This is a genomic window from Streptomyces sp. NPDC005408 (genome assembly GCF_040606445.1).
Classification (GTDB): Bacteria; Actinomycetota; Actinomycetes; order Streptomycetales; family Streptomycetaceae; genus Streptomyces.
The window spans coordinates 38,407-53,110 of sequence record NZ_JBEXEX010000006.1; the positions used below are offsets into that span (position 1 = coordinate 38,407).

20 protein-coding genes are annotated in these 14,704 nt (G+C 69.3%); 17 read left to right on the plus strand and 3 right to left on the minus strand.

Annotation, left to right across the window (positions count from 1 at the left end; genetic code table 11):
- Positions 1-5 precede the first annotated feature (5 nt).
- The 7 genes from ABZS64_RS08160 to ABZS64_RS08190 all read left to right on the plus strand — a co-directional run bounded on the left by ABZS64_RS08160 (position 6) and on the right by ABZS64_RS08190 (position 4,168).
- Positions 6-260: a MoaD/ThiS family protein gene (locus ABZS64_RS08160; protein ID WP_355824821.1), complete on the plus strand. Its 255-nt coding sequence runs from the start codon at positions 6-8 to the stop codon at positions 258-260.
- On the plus strand, positions 196-1,329 hold the full coding sequence (locus ABZS64_RS08165; RefSeq protein ID WP_355824824.1) for a hypothetical protein: 1,134 nt from the start codon (positions 196-198) through the stop codon (positions 1,327-1,329). The genes ABZS64_RS08160 and ABZS64_RS08165 overlap by 65 nt, the downstream gene beginning before the upstream one ends.
- 132 nt (positions 1,330-1,461) lie before the next feature.
- A complete protein-coding gene (locus ABZS64_RS08170) occupies positions 1,462-2,211 on the plus strand; it encodes a DUF2993 domain-containing protein (RefSeq protein ID WP_355824827.1) in 750 nt (249 codons plus the stop codon).
- Positions 2,212-2,395: 184 nt separating this feature from the next.
- Positions 2,396-2,476, plus strand: a complete 81-nt coding sequence (locus tag ABZS64_RS08175) for a putative leader peptide (RefSeq protein WP_350310325.1) — start codon at positions 2,396-2,398, stop codon at positions 2,474-2,476.
- 140 nt (positions 2,477-2,616) lie between these two features.
- Positions 2,617-3,462, plus strand: coding sequence for a sulfurtransferase (locus ABZS64_RS08180; protein ID WP_355824829.1), 846 nt, complete (start codon positions 2,617-2,619; stop codon positions 3,460-3,462).
- Positions 3,463-3,499: 37 nt separating this feature from the next.
- Positions 3,500-3,787, plus strand: coding sequence for a DUF1416 domain-containing protein (locus tag ABZS64_RS08185; protein WP_142217934.1), 288 nt, complete (start codon positions 3,500-3,502; stop codon positions 3,785-3,787).
- A gap of 123 nt (positions 3,788-3,910) precedes the next feature.
- Positions 3,911-4,168, plus strand: coding sequence for a DUF3099 domain-containing protein (locus tag ABZS64_RS08190; protein ID WP_355824833.1), 258 nt, complete (start codon positions 3,911-3,913; stop codon positions 4,166-4,168).
- 9 nt (positions 4,169-4,177) lie between these two features.
- Here ABZS64_RS08190 and ABZS64_RS08195 read toward each other — a convergent pair whose 3' ends face one another.
- A complete protein-coding gene (locus ABZS64_RS08195) occupies positions 4,178-4,540 on the minus strand; it encodes a DsrE family protein (protein ID WP_355824836.1) in 363 nt (120 codons plus the stop codon).
- A gap of 103 nt (positions 4,541-4,643) precedes the next feature.
- On the opposite strand from ABZS64_RS08195, the gene ABZS64_RS08200 reads away from it, so the two are divergent.
- The 6 genes from ABZS64_RS08200 (at position 4,644) to ABZS64_RS08225 (ending at position 9,585) form a co-directional block, all read left to right on the plus strand.
- The gene (locus tag ABZS64_RS08200) at positions 4,644-5,417 is read left to right on the plus strand and encodes a hypothetical protein (protein WP_355824839.1); all 774 of its coding nucleotides are present in this window, start codon (positions 4,644-4,646) and stop codon (positions 5,415-5,417) included.
- Positions 5,414-6,271 (plus strand): hypothetical protein, encoded by an 858-nt coding sequence (locus tag ABZS64_RS08205; protein ID WP_355824842.1) that lies wholly within the window; start codon positions 5,414-5,416, stop codon positions 6,269-6,271. Before ABZS64_RS08200 ends, ABZS64_RS08205 begins: the two co-directional genes overlap by 4 nt.
- Positions 6,268-7,233, plus strand: coding sequence for a hypothetical protein (locus tag ABZS64_RS08210; protein ID WP_355824845.1), 966 nt, complete (start codon positions 6,268-6,270; stop codon positions 7,231-7,233). Before ABZS64_RS08205 ends, ABZS64_RS08210 begins: the two co-directional genes overlap by 4 nt.
- 276 nt (positions 7,234-7,509) lie before the next feature.
- Entirely contained in the window at positions 7,510-8,082 is a 573-nt protein-coding gene (locus ABZS64_RS08215; protein ID WP_355824848.1) for an FABP family protein, read from the plus strand.
- A 90-nt stretch (positions 8,083-8,172) separates the two neighbouring features.
- Complete coding sequence (locus tag ABZS64_RS08220; RefSeq protein ID WP_355824850.1) at positions 8,173-8,610, plus strand: transcriptional repressor; 438 nt, start codon at positions 8,173-8,175, stop codon at positions 8,608-8,610.
- Positions 8,611-8,619: 9 nt separating this feature from the next.
- On the plus strand, positions 8,620-9,585 hold the full coding sequence (locus ABZS64_RS08225; protein ID WP_355824851.1) for a folate-binding protein: 966 nt from the start codon (positions 8,620-8,622) through the stop codon (positions 9,583-9,585).
- A gap of 67 nt (positions 9,586-9,652) precedes the next feature.
- Here ABZS64_RS08225 and dtd read toward each other — a convergent pair whose 3' ends face one another.
- Positions 9,653-10,078 carry a D-aminoacyl-tRNA deacylase gene (gene dtd / locus ABZS64_RS08230; protein ID WP_355824855.1) on the minus strand — a complete coding sequence of 142 codons (426 nt, stop codon included), beginning with the start codon at positions 10,076-10,078 and terminating at the stop codon, positions 9,653-9,655.
- A 148-nt stretch (positions 10,079-10,226) separates the two neighbouring features.
- On the opposite strand from dtd, the gene ABZS64_RS08235 reads away from it, so the two are divergent.
- The 3 genes from ABZS64_RS08235 to ABZS64_RS08245 all read left to right on the plus strand — a co-directional run bounded on the left by ABZS64_RS08235 (position 10,227) and on the right by ABZS64_RS08245 (position 13,323).
- The gene (locus tag ABZS64_RS08235; protein WP_355824857.1) at positions 10,227-10,847 is read left to right on the plus strand and encodes an AmfC protein; all 621 of its coding nucleotides are present in this window, start codon (positions 10,227-10,229) and stop codon (positions 10,845-10,847) included.
- Positions 10,848-10,940: 93 nt separating this feature from the next.
- Positions 10,941-11,906, plus strand: a complete 966-nt coding sequence (locus tag ABZS64_RS08240; RefSeq protein ID WP_355824860.1) for an asparaginase — start codon at positions 10,941-10,943, stop codon at positions 11,904-11,906.
- Between the two features lie 172 nt (positions 11,907-12,078).
- Complete coding sequence (locus ABZS64_RS08245; RefSeq protein ID WP_355824863.1) at positions 12,079-13,323, plus strand: GNAT family N-acetyltransferase; 1,245 nt, start codon at positions 12,079-12,081, stop codon at positions 13,321-13,323.
- Positions 13,324-13,338: 15 nt separating this feature from the next.
- On the opposite strand, the gene ABZS64_RS08250 is transcribed toward ABZS64_RS08245, so the two are convergent.
- Positions 13,339-13,506: a hypothetical protein gene (locus ABZS64_RS08250; RefSeq protein WP_355824865.1), complete on the minus strand. Its 168-nt coding sequence runs from the start codon at positions 13,504-13,506 to the stop codon at positions 13,339-13,341.
- 253 nt (positions 13,507-13,759) lie between these two features.
- On the opposite strand from ABZS64_RS08250, the gene ABZS64_RS08255 reads away from it, so the two are divergent.
- Positions 13,760-14,704, plus strand: a complete 945-nt coding sequence (locus ABZS64_RS08255; protein WP_355824869.1) for a GntR family transcriptional regulator — start codon at positions 13,760-13,762, stop codon at positions 14,702-14,704.

Consider the following 14,704-nt stretch of genomic DNA (forward strand, 5'->3'; position numbering starts at 1 on the left):
CCGTCATGGCAGCGGGAACGATCCGCTACTGGGCCGCGGCCAAGTCAGCGGCCGGGGTCGCGGAGGAGCCGTACGCGGCGGGGACGCTCGCCGAGGCGCTCGAAGCGGTGCGCGAACGGCACCCGGGAGAGCTGACGCGCGTACTGCAACGGTGTTCTTTCCTCATCGACGGTGACCCCGTCGGGACCCGGGGCCATGAGACCGTACGGCTTGCCGAGGGCGGCACGGTCGAGGTGCTCCCGCCGTTCGCAGGAGGGTGAACCGCACATCATGAGCAGCGATCAGCAGTATCCGTACGGGCAGCAGCAGCCGTACGAGCCGCCGTACCAGGATCCGTACCAGCAGCCGGTCTACGACCCGGGCGCCACCCAGACCTGGCAGGCCGAGACCTGGGACACGCAGTACCAGCCGATTCTGCCTCCCGCGCAGGCCGCCGCCCCGGACGCCGCGTATCTGCCGCCGCAGGCCGCGTACCCGCTGCCGCCCGAGGCCCAGGCCCCGGAACCCGTGGCGTACGAGCCCCCCGCGGAGACCGACGGATACAGCGCCCCCACCACCCTCGGCAACGCCCGGATCACCGACGCCCAGCGCGCCCGCGCCGAGGGGCGCTCGCCGGTCATCGCGCCGGGCCTGCAGCCCGCCGGGCTGACCGCCGCCCTCGCACTGCTGCTCGCCACGGGCGCGGCCATCGGCCAGTACGCCCTGCTCGTACCGCTCGTCCTGCTCCAGGCACTCACCGCGGCCGGCTGGTTCCGGCTGAACGGCATGTGGCCCGCCCGCCAGGGCATCGCGCTCGCGTTCGCGGGAGGCCTCGCCGCCGACGCCGTACTGCTCTCCGTCGGCCGCGAGCACGCGCCCGCCGCGATCATCGGCACGCTCGGCGTCTGGGTGCTGCTCACGCTCGTACTGCAGCTGCGCAGCCACGCGGGCGCGGACGAGCGGATGTACGGCCTGATGGCGACCGTCGCGTCGGCCGCACTCGCCATCCTCGCGACCGGGCAGCTCGCGGCCGTGGACGACGCCGTGGTCATCGGCGGGATCGCGGTCGCGGTGGCCGTCGTGGCCCGCGCGCTGCCGCTGCCGGGTGTCGCATCCGTCGCCCTGTCGCTGCTGGCCGCGACCGGCGCGGGCATCGCGGCCGGTGGCCTGACCGACGTGGGCGCCAAGGGTGCGCTGCTCGGCCTTGCCGCCGGTGTCTGTGCGCTGGCCGGACTGCGGGTGGCGAGTTACGACTACCCCTCCCGTTTCGTCCACATGACGGCGGGCGTGGCCCTGCCGCTGACCGCCGCGGCACCCGCGGTCTATCTGATCGGCCGCGCCCTGGTGTGACCTGCGCGGTCCCCCCGTCAGGAACCAAAGCCCCTGGCTCAAACGTCGATCATTCGACAGCAGGCGTCGTCCGCACTGGTTTAGGCTCGCGGCGTCACGGGGGCGGACGGACAGGGTGGGGGACACCGAGCAATGCGCGCACTGCGAATACTGCTGATCGTCGTCGTGATCCTCGGCGGCATCTTCGTCGCCGCGGACCGGATCGCGGTGAACATGGCCGAGTCCGAGGCGGCCGACAAGATCAAGAGCAGCCAGGGGCTGAGCTCGACGCCGGAGATCTCCATCAAGGGCTTCCCGTTCCTCACCCAGGTCGTGGGCAAGGAGCTCGACGAGGTCGACGTCAGCCTCGCCGGTATCACCGCCAGCGCGGGCGGCCGCTCGGTCAACGTCACCGAAGTCAAGGCCGAGCTGCGCAGCGTGAAGATCGACAGCAGCTTCTCCTCCGCCGTCGCGGACAAGGCCGACGGCTCGGCCCGGATCTCCTACGCCGATCTGACGAAGGCCGCGCCCAAGGGCGCCACCGTCGGCTACGCGGGACCGGAGCGGGCCGCAAAGGGCCAGGTCAAGGTCACCGGGCCGCTCACCGACCTGCTGGAGGGCGCGGGCATCCAGGTGCCCGGCGCCTTCAAGGGCATGCTCAAGGGCCGTATGGTCAGCGCCTACAGCACGGTCTCGCTCAGGGGCGGCAGCACGGTCCAGCTGAAGGCCGAGTCGCTGCCGAGGCTCCCGCTGCCGGGCTTCGACAAGAAGCTGCGCGAGGTCATCGACTACGACCTGAAGATCGCCGGGATGCCGTCGAGCATCAAGCTCGACAAGGTGGCGGCGACGGACGCGGGCTTGCGCTTCTCGGGTACGGGTACGAACGTCTCGCTGGCGGGCTGATTTTCCGGCCCGACCGCATGCTGAGACGCACCGTCCGCTGGGCAGATGGCGAAGGGGCGCAATCCGGCGCGGGGCCGCGCACGGTCCGTCCCGAGCGCCCTCGCGTCCCACATAGTGGATGATCGCGTCTCAGCATCCGACACGCCGGTGACATGGCGGCCGAACCGTCCCTAAGCTCGGACGCATGAAGCGACAGGCGGATCTCACGAAGCGGCGGGCAGTAGACCTGTGCCGCGTCGCCGCCATGCTCTGTCGCACCTTCTGAGCGGGAGCCCGACTCCCGTATCCCCCGGGCCCTTTGACCTCTGTCAGGGCCACCCCTCGTGCCGGTAAGCCGCGTGCTGCGCGTACCCGCACACCCCTCTTCGCACCACCCGCCGCACACTGCCCCGGAGGAGAAAGAGCATGAGCCGCAGCGACGTCCTGGTAGACGCCGACTGGGTCGAGGCCCACATCGAGGACCCGAAGGTCGTCATCGTCGAGGTCGACGAGGACACCTCGGCGTACGACAAGAACCACATCAAGAACGCCGTCCGGATCGACTGGAAGAGCGACCTCCAGGACCCGGTCCGCCGTGACTTCGTCGACCAGGAGGGCTTCGAGAAGCTCCTCTCGGCGAAGGGCATCGCCAACGACGACACCGTCGTCCTCTACGGCGGCAACAACAACTGGTTTGCCTCGTACGCCTACTGGTACTTCAAGCTCTACGGCCACGACAGCGTCAAGCTCCTCGACGGCGGCCGCAAGAAGTGGGAGCTCGACTCCCGCGACCTGGTCGACGGCGCTCAGGTGCCGGAGCGCGCCGCGACCGAGTACAAGGCCAAGGCCCAGGACACCTCCATCCGCGCCTTCCGCGACGACGCCGTCGCCGCGATCGGCAACCAGAACCTGGTGGACGTGCGCTCCCCCGACGAGTTCAGCGGCAAGCTGCTCGCCCCGGCGCACCTCCCGCAGGAGCAGTCGCAGCGTCCGGGCCACATCACGTCCGCGCGCAACATCCCGTGGTCCAAGAACGCCAACGACGACGGCACCTTCAAGTCGGACGACGAGCTCAAGGAGCTCTACGCCGAGGAGCAGGTCGACCTGGCGAAGGACACCATCGCGTACTGCCGCATCGGTGAGCGCTCCGCGCTGACCTGGTTCGTCCTGCACGAGCTGCTCGGCGTCCAGAACGTCAAGAACTACGACGGCTCCTGGACCGAGTACGGCTCCCTCGTCGGCGTGCCGATCGAGCTCGGCGCCAATAAGTAAATACCCCTCCCCTCCCCGCTCACGAAGGACAACCTCTATGTGTGGAGCAAAGGCCGGCGGCCCCGACGCTTCGACGATCAAGCCCGGCGAGACGACCATCCAGGGCAGCGTGACCCGTGACGGCGAGCCCGTCACCGGCTACGTCCGTCTGCTGGACTCGACCGGCGAGTTCACCGCCGAGGTCCCGACCTCGGCGACCGGACAGTTCCGCTTCTACGCGGCCGAGGGCACGTGGACGGTGCGCGCTCTCGTCCCGGGCGCCACGGCGGACCGTACGGTCGTCGCGCAGACCGGCGGCCTGGCTGAGGTGGCCATCGCCGTCTGAGTCATCTCGTACCGGCCGAAGGGCCGCACCCCAGGGGGTTGGACGCTTTCCTGGAACCGGGTGCGGCCCTTCGGTCGTCCCGGTTTCCGGTGTCGTCCGGGCTTCCGGTCGTACGCTGGAGGTATGTACGCGCGGCGACGTCACGCCTACTTCCTGATGATGGGCGGATGCCTGGTCCTTTTCGTGTCCGCCTGGGCTTTCGTGCGGCTGTGGTCGATTCCCGCCGCCGTCGGCATGTGTGTCGTCGCCATGGTCATCCCGCCGATCGCCGCGATGATCGCCAATGGCCGCGGGCCCGAGGACCGCTGGTGGGACGATCCGTCCGGGGACCCGAAGTCCGACGAGTGGTGGGACGAGCTCGACGGCAAGAGGAAGCGCTAGCGCCAGGCCCTAGTAGACGAGCGCCTGGACGCCGTCCGGCATGATCTCGCTGACGAAGACCTGCGCGCCCGCGATCCGTACGCCGTCGAGCACATCCTTCTCCGTGATCTCCCGCCGCGCCGCGCACTGCGTGCAGAGCGTGATCTGCCCGGCTGCCAGGATCGACTCGATCAGATCGGGCAGTGGCGCGGCGTGCGGCAGCTCGAACTCCGCCGCCCTGCCCGGCAGCGCGAACCACGAGGACTCGCCGGTCAGCCAGAGCGAGACCTCCACACCGCTGGCGACGGCGACGGCCGCCACCGTGAAGGCCTGCGAGCAGCGTTCGGGCGCGTCGGCGCCGGCGGTCACCTTGATCACGAGCTTCTTCGACATGCCCGAACTGTAATCCCGGGCCGCACAACCCCACCCGCCCGTCGGTGGTCTGTGCTGTGTACAGGTAACGGAATCTGTGCTTCATGTCCCGTGGGGGGACCTTTTGGAAACGCCAGAAATTCATCCTGAGCGGCAGGAATCGCCGCCGCGCCCGCCGCGCAGGCGGGGCCGTACGACCCTCCTGATCGGCGGCGCGGCGGTGCTCGGTGTGGTCGCCGGCGTGGTCACCGGTTACGCCGTCCAGTACGACCGTGAGCCGACCGCGCTGCCGCCGCTGTCGCAGCCGGACCTGCGTGACTCGCAGAGCGTTCCGGCGGGCGCGGGCACCACCGCGCAGTCGGTCAATGTGAACCGCCAGGTCAAGACGGACGGCGATCTGCGCAAGCTGCTGCTGAAGAAGCCGAAGGGCGCCACAGCCGACAAGTCGCTGTCCGCGGGCTGGATGAGCCTCGTCGAGTACGCGGAGGGGTTCAAAGAGCCCGACCTCATGTTCGAGAACTTGGTGAAGGACGATCCTCGCCGGATCGCGACGACCTCCTGGGAGGAGCGCGGCGAGGTCTTCGTCACCGTCAACCTGATCCAGTTCCGCGACGACGACGTGCTCTCGGCCCGCGACTTCGGCCGGGGCCAGCAGGGCTACATGGCCATGGACGACTACGCAGGGAACAGGGGCAAGCCCATCCCCGGCAGCGGCAACGGACGGGTCTACGTCTACGACGAACCGATCCGCGAGTCCGGATACGAGCCGCTGTACCAGGCCAGGGCCGTCGCCCAGCGCGGTGATGTCGTCATGGAGATCTGGTACCTGAACAACACCCGCAAGGTGTCCGCGAAGGCCGTGATGTCCGTCGCCAAGCAGCAGTTGGAGCGCCTGTGACCGAGCAGACGGCCACCCCGGGGACTCCGGAGTTCCAGGCCACCCCGGGGAATCCGGAGTCCCAGGCCACCCCGGGGAATCCGGAGTCCCAGGAACCCGCCCCGGAAATCCTCGCCACCCCCAAGGCGCCCCGCCGCATCAGCCGCAGGCTGGTCGCCGGCGCGTGTGCCGTACTCGCCCTCGCTGTCGTCGCGGGCGGCAGCGTCTGGGCGCTGGACAGGCTCGGCGACGCCGACCGCACCGCGCCCACCGTCGTCTGGGCGGAACCGAAGGGCGGGGCCGCGGGCCACGACAAGGCCACCCAGCCCAAGGGACTCGCCGCCAGTCTGCTGCCGGTGCCGGATGGCTATGAACTGGGCCCGGACATCGGCGAGTACGGGAACGACACCGTCCTCAGCAAGAGGCAGGCCATCGCCTCGTTCAAGGAGGGCGCACGCGGCCTGCCCTCCGCTCAGCGCACCAAGCAGAACAAGGCGATCGACAAGCTGAAGCTGCAGGGTGTCGCGATGCGCAGCTACCGCGTCAGCGAGGGCGGGCTCGTCATCGAGACCCGGCTCGCGCAGATCGAGAACGCCGGGAAGGGCCGCGAACTGGCGCAGTTCCAGAGCGAGTTCGCGGACGCACTCGGCATCTTCCGCAAGGGCCCCGCGATCCAGGGCTACAAGAACGCCAGATGCTTCCTGATGCCCAAGGACTCCAAGGAAAAGCTCGACGCCATGTTCTGCAGCGCCTACCAGGGCAATGTGCTGGTGAGCGCGACGGCGTACGGGGTCAAGCCGCTCGACACCAAAGAGGCTGCGACGATGCTCTCCAAGCAGCTCGACCATCTGAAGTCCCCCGGGGAGTACGTGTGACCGGCCAGATGCCTGAGATGCCCGCGCTGCCGGAGCAGAATCCGTCCCCGCAGCTGGCCGAGCCCGAGGCACCGGAGGCACCGGCGGTGCCCCAGCTGACGCCCGCGCCCGAGGTACTGGCGGAGCCCGCGCCCGAAGCGCCCGAAGCCCCTGAGGTGCCGACGGAGCCCGAGGTACTGGCGGAGCCCACACCCAAGCCCGAGCGCCGGAAACTGCGTGCCGCGCTCCGCTGGACCGCGGCCGTGCTCGTCTTCGGCTCACTCGGTGCCGGCGTTGCGTACGGCATCACCGAGCAGACGCGGACCGACTTCCCCGGCCTCAGCACCGAGAACGACGGCCGCTGGGTGTACCCGAAGCTGACGAAGCCGGCGCTTCCGGCGGGTGCCGAGCTGCCGTTCGACAAGGGCAACACCGGCCAGATCCACTACGCGAGCCTCAGCGCGCTGCTGCTTCCGGCGCCCGAGGGCGCGAAGGCCGTCCCGGCCCTGGGCGGCGGCAAGAACCTGGTGTCGGCGGACCGTTTCCTCGCGGAGTACCCGGAGGAGGACCGGCCCGAGATGAAGCAGGACCTCACCGACGACGGTCTGCTCGACATCGCGGCCCGCGGCTGGACCATGCCGGACTCGACCTCGACCCGGATCTACCTGGTCCGCTTCCGGTCGTCCGCCTTCGCCGACTCGTTCTTCGTCAATCACCTCGGAGGGGACTTGGACGCCACCCGTCCGGTCATCGGGGTGGAGGACACCGCACCGTTCGACGAGTCGTACCCGCCCTCGGCGACCGTTCCCTCGACGGAACGGGTTGTGTACGACGAGGCGGCACCCCGCGGCGCCGTTCATGTCCGGCACGCGTACATCACGGCGGGCGACACGATCGCGCTGATCGTCCAGTCGAAGAAGGGCACGGCCGCCGCCGTCCCCTTCCACCAGACCGTCGTCCTCCAGAACCAGCTCCTCGGCTAGAACGCGAGAGCGCCTCAGCGCGCGAGCGCCGGAACGCTTGACACACCTCGCAGAGAGGGTCGGGCCCCCACCCATTAGGCTGGGGCCCGGCCCTATACCGCCCACCCGCTCATCCCGAGGAGCACCCCGTGCTTGAGGCATTCTTCGAAGCCCTGCTGGTCCTGGTCTGCGTCGGCGTCGCCGCCTTCGCCGGTCTGACCGTGAAGAAGCTGTACCAGGGCCAGCGCTAGTCAGCGTTCGTCACCCCCGTATCTCTACAGATCGCCAGAGCTGCTCATGATCGAGATTCCGTCCGACCTGAACCCGGACCTCGTCCCCCTCGCCTTCCTCCTCGGCACCTGGGAGGGTGTGGGCGTTTCAGATTTCCCGGGCGCCGAGAAGTGCAACTTCGGCCAGTCCGTCACCTTCAGCCACGACGGCCGGGATTTCCTCGAGTACCACTCCCACTCATGGGTCCTGGACGCCGAGGGCAACAAGGTCAGGCCCCTGGAGTCGGAGTCCGGCTACTGGCGTATCGACTCCGCCCGCAAGGTCGAGGTCGTCATGGTCCGTGACCAGGGCGTCGTCGAGATCTGGTACGGCGAGCTCGCCGATCAGAAGCCGCAGATCGACCTGGTGACGGACGCCGTGGCGCGCACCGCCACCTCGCGTCCGCACAGCGGTGGCAAGCGGCTCTACGGCTATGTGAAGAGCGACCTGATGTGGGTTGGCGAGAGGTCCACTCCGGACGTTCCGATGCGGCCGTACATGTCGGCGCATCTGAAGAAGGTCGTCTCCCCGGAACAGGTCGAGGCGTGGGCCAAGGACCTCGGTGACCTCCCCGACGACGGAATCGCCTTCTTCAAGTAGGTCCGAACGGGATTCTCGGAGCCCCGGCGGGGTGCGGGGCGCAGCCCCGGTTTTCGGCCCCGCCGGACGGGCCGCGCATACACTGGACCCGTGGTGAGCACCGACTGGAAAAGCGACCTGCGGCAGCGCGGCTACCGGCTGACCCCACAGCGCCAGCTTGTCCTCGAAGCCGTCGACAGGCTCGAGCACGCGACGCCCGACGGCATCCTCTCCGAGGTCCGCAAGACCGCGTCCGGCGTGAACATCTCCACCGTCTACCGCACGCTTGAGCTCCTGGAAGAGCTCGGTCTGGTCTCCCACGCCCACCTCGGCCACGGCGCCCCCACCTACCATCTCGCCGACCGCCACCACCACATCCACCTGGTCTGCCGGGACTGTACGAATGTGATCGAGGCGGATGTCCAGGTCGCGGCCGACTTCACCGCGACGCTGCGCGCGAATTTCGGCTTCGAGACCGACATGAAGCACTTCGCGATCTTCGGCCGCTGTGAGAGCTGCACCGCTGAGGCGTCAACTACCGAGTCGTAGGCTTACCGCATGAAGAGCCCTCTGCTGTCGCTGCCAGGCGCCGTTGCCGCCGAAGGACATGACGAAGGAGTCGCCGCGCACTACGGCGATCTGTTCCGCGAACAGCGCGCCCTCGCGGACGGTACCGGCCTCGTCGATCTCTCGCACCGCGGCGTCATCACCGTCACCGGCGACGACCGGCTGAGCTGGCTGCATCTGCTGCTCACGCAGCATGTGAGCGAGCTGCCGCCGGGGCAGGCCACCGAGGCGCTGATCCTGTCCGCGCACGGCCATATCGAGCACGCGCTGTATCTCGTCGACGACGGCGAGACGGTCTGGGCTCATGTCGAGCCCGGCACGCAGGAGGCGCTGATCGGTTATCTGGAGTCGATGAAGTTCTTCTACCGGGTCGAAGTGGCCGACCGCACCGAGGAGTTCGCGGTCGTGCATCTGCCCGCAGGCTCCATCGCCAAGGCGCCCGAGGGCGTGGTCGTACGGGAGACCGCGCACGGCCGCGATCTGTTTCTGCCACGCGCCGACCTCGAGTCGTATGCCGCGGAGAACGGCCCGGTCGCCGGGATCCTGGCGTACGAGGCACTGCGCATCGAGAGCCACCGCCCCCGCCTGGGCTTCGAGACCGACCACCGCACCATTCCGCACGAGCTGGGCTGGATCGGCAGTGCCGTCCACCTCCAGAAGGGCTGCTACCGCGGTCAGGAGACCGTCGCGCGCGTCCACAACCTGGGGAAGCCGCCGCGGCGTCTGGTCTTTCTGCACCTGGACGGCAGCGAGGTGCATCTGCCGGGCCACGGCACCCCGATCCGGCTCGCCTCGGAGGGCGCCGAGGGCCGCCAGCTGGGCTTTGTGACCACGTCCGCCCGTCATCACGAGCTGGGCCCGATCGCGCTGGCGCTGGTCAAGCGCAATGTGCCGGTGGACGCGGAGCTGATGGCGGGAGACACGGCGGCGGCGCAGGAGCCCGTGGTCGAGCCCTAGAGCCGTGGAGCTCTGGAGCTCTGGAGCCCCAGAGTCCTGGAGCCGTGAAGCGCCGGAGCCCCAGAGCCTAGACCTCGATGATCACCGTGAACGGGCCGTGATTGGTGAGCGAGACGTGCATGTCCGCCCCGAACCGGCCCGTCTGCACCCTCGCGCCCAGCGCCCGCAGCTGCGCCACCACCTCGTCGACCAGCGGCTCGGCCACATCGCCAGGCGCGGCCGCGTTCCAGGTGGGGCGGCGGCCCTTGCGGGCGTCCCCGTAGAGAGTGAACTGCGAAATCACCAGCAAGGGCGCATTCACGTCCGAGCAGGACTTCTCGCCCTCCAGAATCCGGACCGACCAGAGCTTGCGGGCCAGCTGCGCCGCCTTCTCCTTCGTGTCCTCGTGGGTGACTCCCACCAGCACACACAGTCCTTCGCCGACGATCTCGCCGACCGTCTCGCCTGCCACGACGACGCTCGCGCCGTCCACCCTCTGCACCACTGCACGCATACAGGCCAACCTATCTGGGGCTGAACGGGTGCAGAGCGCCTGCGTCGGGAGTGCGAGGAGTGGCACGATGCATCAAGGCGGTGCTTCCCCTCGACCCTCCGGGCCCGGGGAAACCCCATGCACCGGTCGAGGGGACGGACACACGCATATGAGTACATCTGGCGCCGGGCAGTCGACCGGTCCCGTGATTCCCGCATTCCCGGTCCCGGTATCGACGGCCACGGCCCCCGCGCGGCCGCCCCAGCAGCGCACCGGCGCCCTGCCGAAGCCCAAGCACCACGACCTTCCCGCCCTGCGACTGCCCGAGCTGCGCGTCCTGCGCCGTGACTCGCACCGCGACGAGGCGGATCTGAGCTATGTACGACGGCTGCTGCAGGGCCGGATCGACATCCTGCGGGCCGAGCTGGCGCGGCGCAGCGACCCGGAGACCCCGGTCGTCCCCGAGGCCCCGGTCGTGGACCGGCTGTCGGAGATCCTGGCCGACGCGCCCTCGCGGCAGCGCTCGTCCGCCCGCCATGTGACGCTCTCCACGCCGCACAACGAGGAGTACCGGCTGCTCGCCGCCGACATGCTCGCCGATGTCGAACTCTCGGACCTCGACGCCCGTACGGACGAGGAGCTGCATGCGGCGATGGGACAGCTCATCCGCTACGAACAGCAGGTCTCGCGCCGCCGCCAGTTGCTCCAGCGGACCGCGGACAACTGCAGTGCCGAGATCGCCCGCAGGTACCGTGAAGGCGAAGCACAAGTAGACGACTTGCTCACCTGAGGCGGCCCTTCCAGGACCCTCCGGGAGGGAACTTCCGGCCCTTCCAGGATCTTCCGGGAGCGGGCTCGCGTCCCGCGTCCCGGAAGGCCCGCCATGACCTCCGCCCTCGCCGGCACCGCCATACCCCCGGTCCTCGCAGAGGTCGTACGGTCCGGATTCGTCGAGGGCCGTCACCGGGGCTCCCTCGTCGTCCTGGCGGCGGACGGCAGTGTGGAACTCGCGCTCGGAGACCCGGCCGCGCCGGTCTTCCCGCGGTCCAGCAACAAGCCGATGCAGGCCGCGGCCGTGCTGCGCGCCGGGCTCGACCTCTCCGGAGAGCGCCTGGCGCTGGCCGCCGCGAGCCACTCCGGCGAAGGCTTTCACCTCGATCTCGTACGCAAGATGCTCGCCGAGCACGGGCTGTCCGCGGACGAACTCCGGACCCCGCCGGGCCTGCCGCTCGACCCGGCGGAGGCGGAGACGTATCTCGCCGCGGGCCAGGTCCGTCAGCGGGTCACCATGAACTGCTCCGGCAAGCACACGGCGATGCTCGCTGCCTGCGCCCTGAACGGCTGGGACCGTACGAACTACCTGGACCGCGCGCACCCGCTCCAGCGGCTGGTCCACGACGTCATCGAGGACGTGTCCGGCGAGCGGGTCACGGCGGTCGGCACGGACGGCTGCGGCGCCCCGCTGATGGCGATCAGCCTGACCGGTCTGGCGCGAGCCTTCCGTCGCCTCGTGCTCGCCGAGCCGGGCTCGGCCGAGCGCCGGGTCGCCGACGCGATGCGCGCCCACCCCGAATACGTCGCGGGCACGCGCCGTCCCGACACCTGGCTGATGCGCGAGGTGCCGGGCACGCTGTCCAAGATGGGCGCGGAGGCGGTCCAGGCTGTGGCGCTCAAGGACGGCCGCGCGCTGGCCTTCAAGATCGACGACGGCGCGAAGCGGGCGCTCGGCCCGGTGCTGGCCCGTGCGCTTGAGAACATGGGCATGGACTCCCCGGTGGTGGGCCGGATCGGCCATGTGCCGGTGCTGGGCGGCGGTGCGGAGGTCGGCGCGATCCGCGCGGTCTTCTAGCCGGACCGGGCTCGGATCGGGGCTCGGACGGTGCTCGGATCGGTCCTGCACCAGGGTTCGGACGGTGCTCCGACCGGGCTCGGATCGGCTCGGCCCAAACTCGAACGGGGCTCGGACCGGGTGGTGGAAACTCGGATGCGGGGCGGTCCTCGTTCGGCCTAGCGTGGGCCGCATGAGCGTCGAAACCCGCGTCATCACCGAGTCCGAGTTCCCCGACTGGCTGCGGGCCCTGAAGACCGGATTTCTGCAGCCGCCGGTGGTCTCCGACGAGGAGGTCACCGAGCGCCGGGCGCACACGGACCTCACGCGGGTGCGCGGCGCGTTCGAGGACGGCCGCTGTGTGGCGACGTTCCGCTCCTTCGACCAGCGGCTCACGGCGGTCGGCGGCGCCGCGCTCCCCGCGAGCGCCGTCTCGAACGTCACGGTCTCGCCCACCCACCGCCGACGCGGCCTGCTCAGCCGCATGATGACCGCTGACCTCGCCGAGGCGAAGGAGCGCGGCGACGTCGTGTCCACGCTGATCGCCGCGGAGTATCCGATCTACGGGCGGTACGGCTTCGGCCCCGCGGCCTCGATGACCGAATGGGCGGTGGACGTCCCGCGCACGGGCCTGAACCCCCGCTGGTCGGGCCCGGCAGACGGCGGCCGTATCGACCTGGTGGACGGCGCGGACATACGCAAGCTCGGCCCGGAACTGCATGAGCGGCTGGCCGCCGTGCAGCCGGGCGTGGTGAGCCGCGACGAGCGCTGGTGGCAGCTCAACACGGGCCAGAGCCCGTTGTCGGGCCACCCCTGGACGGAGCCGTACTACGCGGTCCACCGCTCGGCGTCCGGCGAGATCGACGGCCTGCTCGTCTATGACGCGGACGACAAGTGGGGCGACGCCAAGCAGCCGCTGAACACGGCGACGGTGCGCCAACTGCTGGCGCTGACGCCGGCGGCGGAGCGTGCGCTGTGGCACTTCGTCTGCTCGGTCGACTGGATCACCACGGTGAAGTCGGGCTACCGCGCCCCGGACGACCTGCTCCCCCTGCTGCTCCCGGACCCGCGCGCGGCGCGGATCCTGACGCAGGCGGACTTCCTGTGGGTGCGGATCCTGGATGTCGTACGGGCTCTTGAGGCGCGTACGTACGCGGCTGCCGCGACCCTGGTCCTGGATGTCCAGGACTCCGCGGGCCTGGCGGGCGGCACGTTCCGGCTGGACGCCTCACCGGAGGGGACGGTGTGCGCCCCGTCGGTCGAGTCGCCCGATCTGACTCTGGATGTACGGGAGTTGGGCGCGCTGTACCTGGGCGACGAATCGGCGGTCCGGCTGTCGGCACTGGGCCTGGTGGACGAGGTGACGCCGGGCGCGGCGGGGGTGGCGGACGGGCTGTTCCGCACGTCGAGGCGGCCGTGGTGCCCGGACGTCTTCTGAGTCTCTGAGGGTGGGTCAGCTGCCGGCGGTCACGGCCGGCGCTGTCACCAGCAGGCCACCGATACCGGCACAGGTGGGGTTCTCGGCCTTGACGCCGATGACCAACAGGGCGAGTCCCAGCGCGGCCACGAAGCCGAACCGCCACTGCACGTACTGCTCTACTACGAGGGTGAAGAGGGGCATTGGTGGTCACTCCTTCAGAGGGAGGGGCTCCGGTGCCCGCACACCGTTGTGCGGCTGGGACGAGATTCAGCGTCGTACAGGGATCCAACTACCGTACAAATTTAACCGGTTGACCTGACTGGTTGATGCCCGCTGGGTGAGGTGCCGCAAACTTGTCTGGTTGGTCGGTCTAGTTATTCGCCTCTTGGAAACGTAGTTGAATGGTTGTGCGGGGCATCTCTTCTTGCCTGTAGGGCAGTTGTAAGGTTGTGGGGTGACCAGTCATGGATCTGCCCCGAGAGACGGCAAGCACCTGTACCGGTGGGTCGCGGACGAGCTGCGCAAAGAGATCAACGACGGCGAGAAGTACCCGCCTGGAGCTCAGCTGCCCACTCAGGACAAACTGGTCAGAAAGTACCAAGTCTCTCGTGCCACGGTGAAGCAGGCGCTGGACCTGCTTCGGGAGAAGGGCCTGATCGAATCCCACCAGGGCAGGGGCACATATGTGGCGGAGGGGGAGCCGGGTGCGCCGGCCCGGACGGCGCCCGGCGGTGAGGGTGACGGCGATGGAGAGGAAGCATGGGCCGTCGTCTCCGAGCGAGTAATGCCGGTGGTGCTCAAGCCCTACCTTGAGGAGGCGTTCGAAGCCACCGAAGTCACACTCGACGTCTTCTCGATGACCACCGAATCGCTCGCCACCCGGGTTTCCGACCAGAAGGTGCGCATCGTGGAGCGCAAGATCAAGCCGCCGCGCAGCATTACGGCCCGGCTGATGCTCCCCGACACCGACTCGCCCAGTCTTGCGATACCGCGGCCGGTGGACGGAACGGACGATCCGCGGGTGCGTGAGCGGCTGCGAGGCATCCTCCAGAGCCACGCCATCATCCTGCGGGAGGCTCTGTTCGAGCTGAGGGACCGCGGCTTTGTGTCCGAAGTCTCGGTCGAGGTGCGGCTGGTGCCCTTCGCGCCTCAGCAGAAGCTGTACATTCTGAACCGCCGACTGGCGCTGCAAGGCTTCTACGTACCGGAAGTGGGGACCATCCGTCTTCCTCCGGACGATCAAGAAGTGGCGATCTTCGATGCATACGGCACGGGGGCGACTCTGTTCCCCTATCGTGCTTCAGCCGACTCCACACCCGAGCAAGCCGGCATTGTGCATGTGGCCCAGGAGTTCTTTGATTCGACCTGGAAAAATCTAGCCGAGAGGGCGGATTTTTAG

Excerpts from the sequence above, each read along its gene's own strand:
- ABZS64_RS08160 (WP_355824821.1), top strand. The coding sequence starts at position 6 with ATGGCAGCGGGAACGATCCGCTACTGGGCCGCGGCCAAGTCAGCGGCC.
- ABZS64_RS08165 (WP_355824824.1), top strand. The coding sequence starts at position 196 with ATGAGACCGTACGGCTTGCCGAGGGCGGCACGGTCGAGGTGCTCCCGC.
- ABZS64_RS08170 (WP_355824827.1), top strand. The coding sequence starts at position 1,462 with ATGCGCGCACTGCGAATACTGCTGATCGTCGTCGTGATCCTCGGCGGC.
- ABZS64_RS08175 (WP_350310325.1), top strand. The coding sequence starts at position 2,396 with ATGAAGCGACAGGCGGATCTCACGAAGCGGCGGGCAGTAGACCTGTGC.
- ABZS64_RS08180 (WP_355824829.1), top strand. The coding sequence starts at position 2,617 with ATGAGCCGCAGCGACGTCCTGGTAGACGCCGACTGGGTCGAGGCCCAC.
- ABZS64_RS08185 (WP_142217934.1), top strand. The coding sequence starts at position 3,500 with ATGTGTGGAGCAAAGGCCGGCGGCCCCGACGCTTCGACGATCAAGCCC.
- ABZS64_RS08190 (WP_355824833.1), top strand. The coding sequence starts at position 3,911 with ATGTACGCGCGGCGACGTCACGCCTACTTCCTGATGATGGGCGGATGC.
- ABZS64_RS08195 (WP_355824836.1), bottom strand. The coding sequence starts at position 4,540 with ATGTCGAAGAAGCTCGTGATCAAGGTGACCGCCGGCGCCGACGCGCCC.
- ABZS64_RS08215 (WP_355824848.1), top strand. The coding sequence starts at position 7,510 with ATGATCGAGATTCCGTCCGACCTGAACCCGGACCTCGTCCCCCTCGCC.
- ABZS64_RS08225 (WP_355824851.1), top strand. The coding sequence starts at position 8,620 with ATGAAGAGCCCTCTGCTGTCGCTGCCAGGCGCCGTTGCCGCCGAAGGA.
- dtd (WP_355824855.1), bottom strand. The coding sequence starts at position 10,078 with ATGCGTGCAGTGGTGCAGAGGGTGGACGGCGCGAGCGTCGTCGTGGCA.
- ABZS64_RS08235 (WP_355824857.1), top strand. The coding sequence starts at position 10,227 with ATGAGTACATCTGGCGCCGGGCAGTCGACCGGTCCCGTGATTCCCGCA.
- ABZS64_RS08240 (WP_355824860.1), top strand. The coding sequence starts at position 10,941 with ATGACCTCCGCCCTCGCCGGCACCGCCATACCCCCGGTCCTCGCAGAG.
- ABZS64_RS08245 (WP_355824863.1), top strand. The coding sequence starts at position 12,079 with ATGAGCGTCGAAACCCGCGTCATCACCGAGTCCGAGTTCCCCGACTGG.
- ABZS64_RS08250 (WP_355824865.1), bottom strand. The coding sequence starts at position 13,506 with ATGCCCCTCTTCACCCTCGTAGTAGAGCAGTACGTGCAGTGGCGGTTC.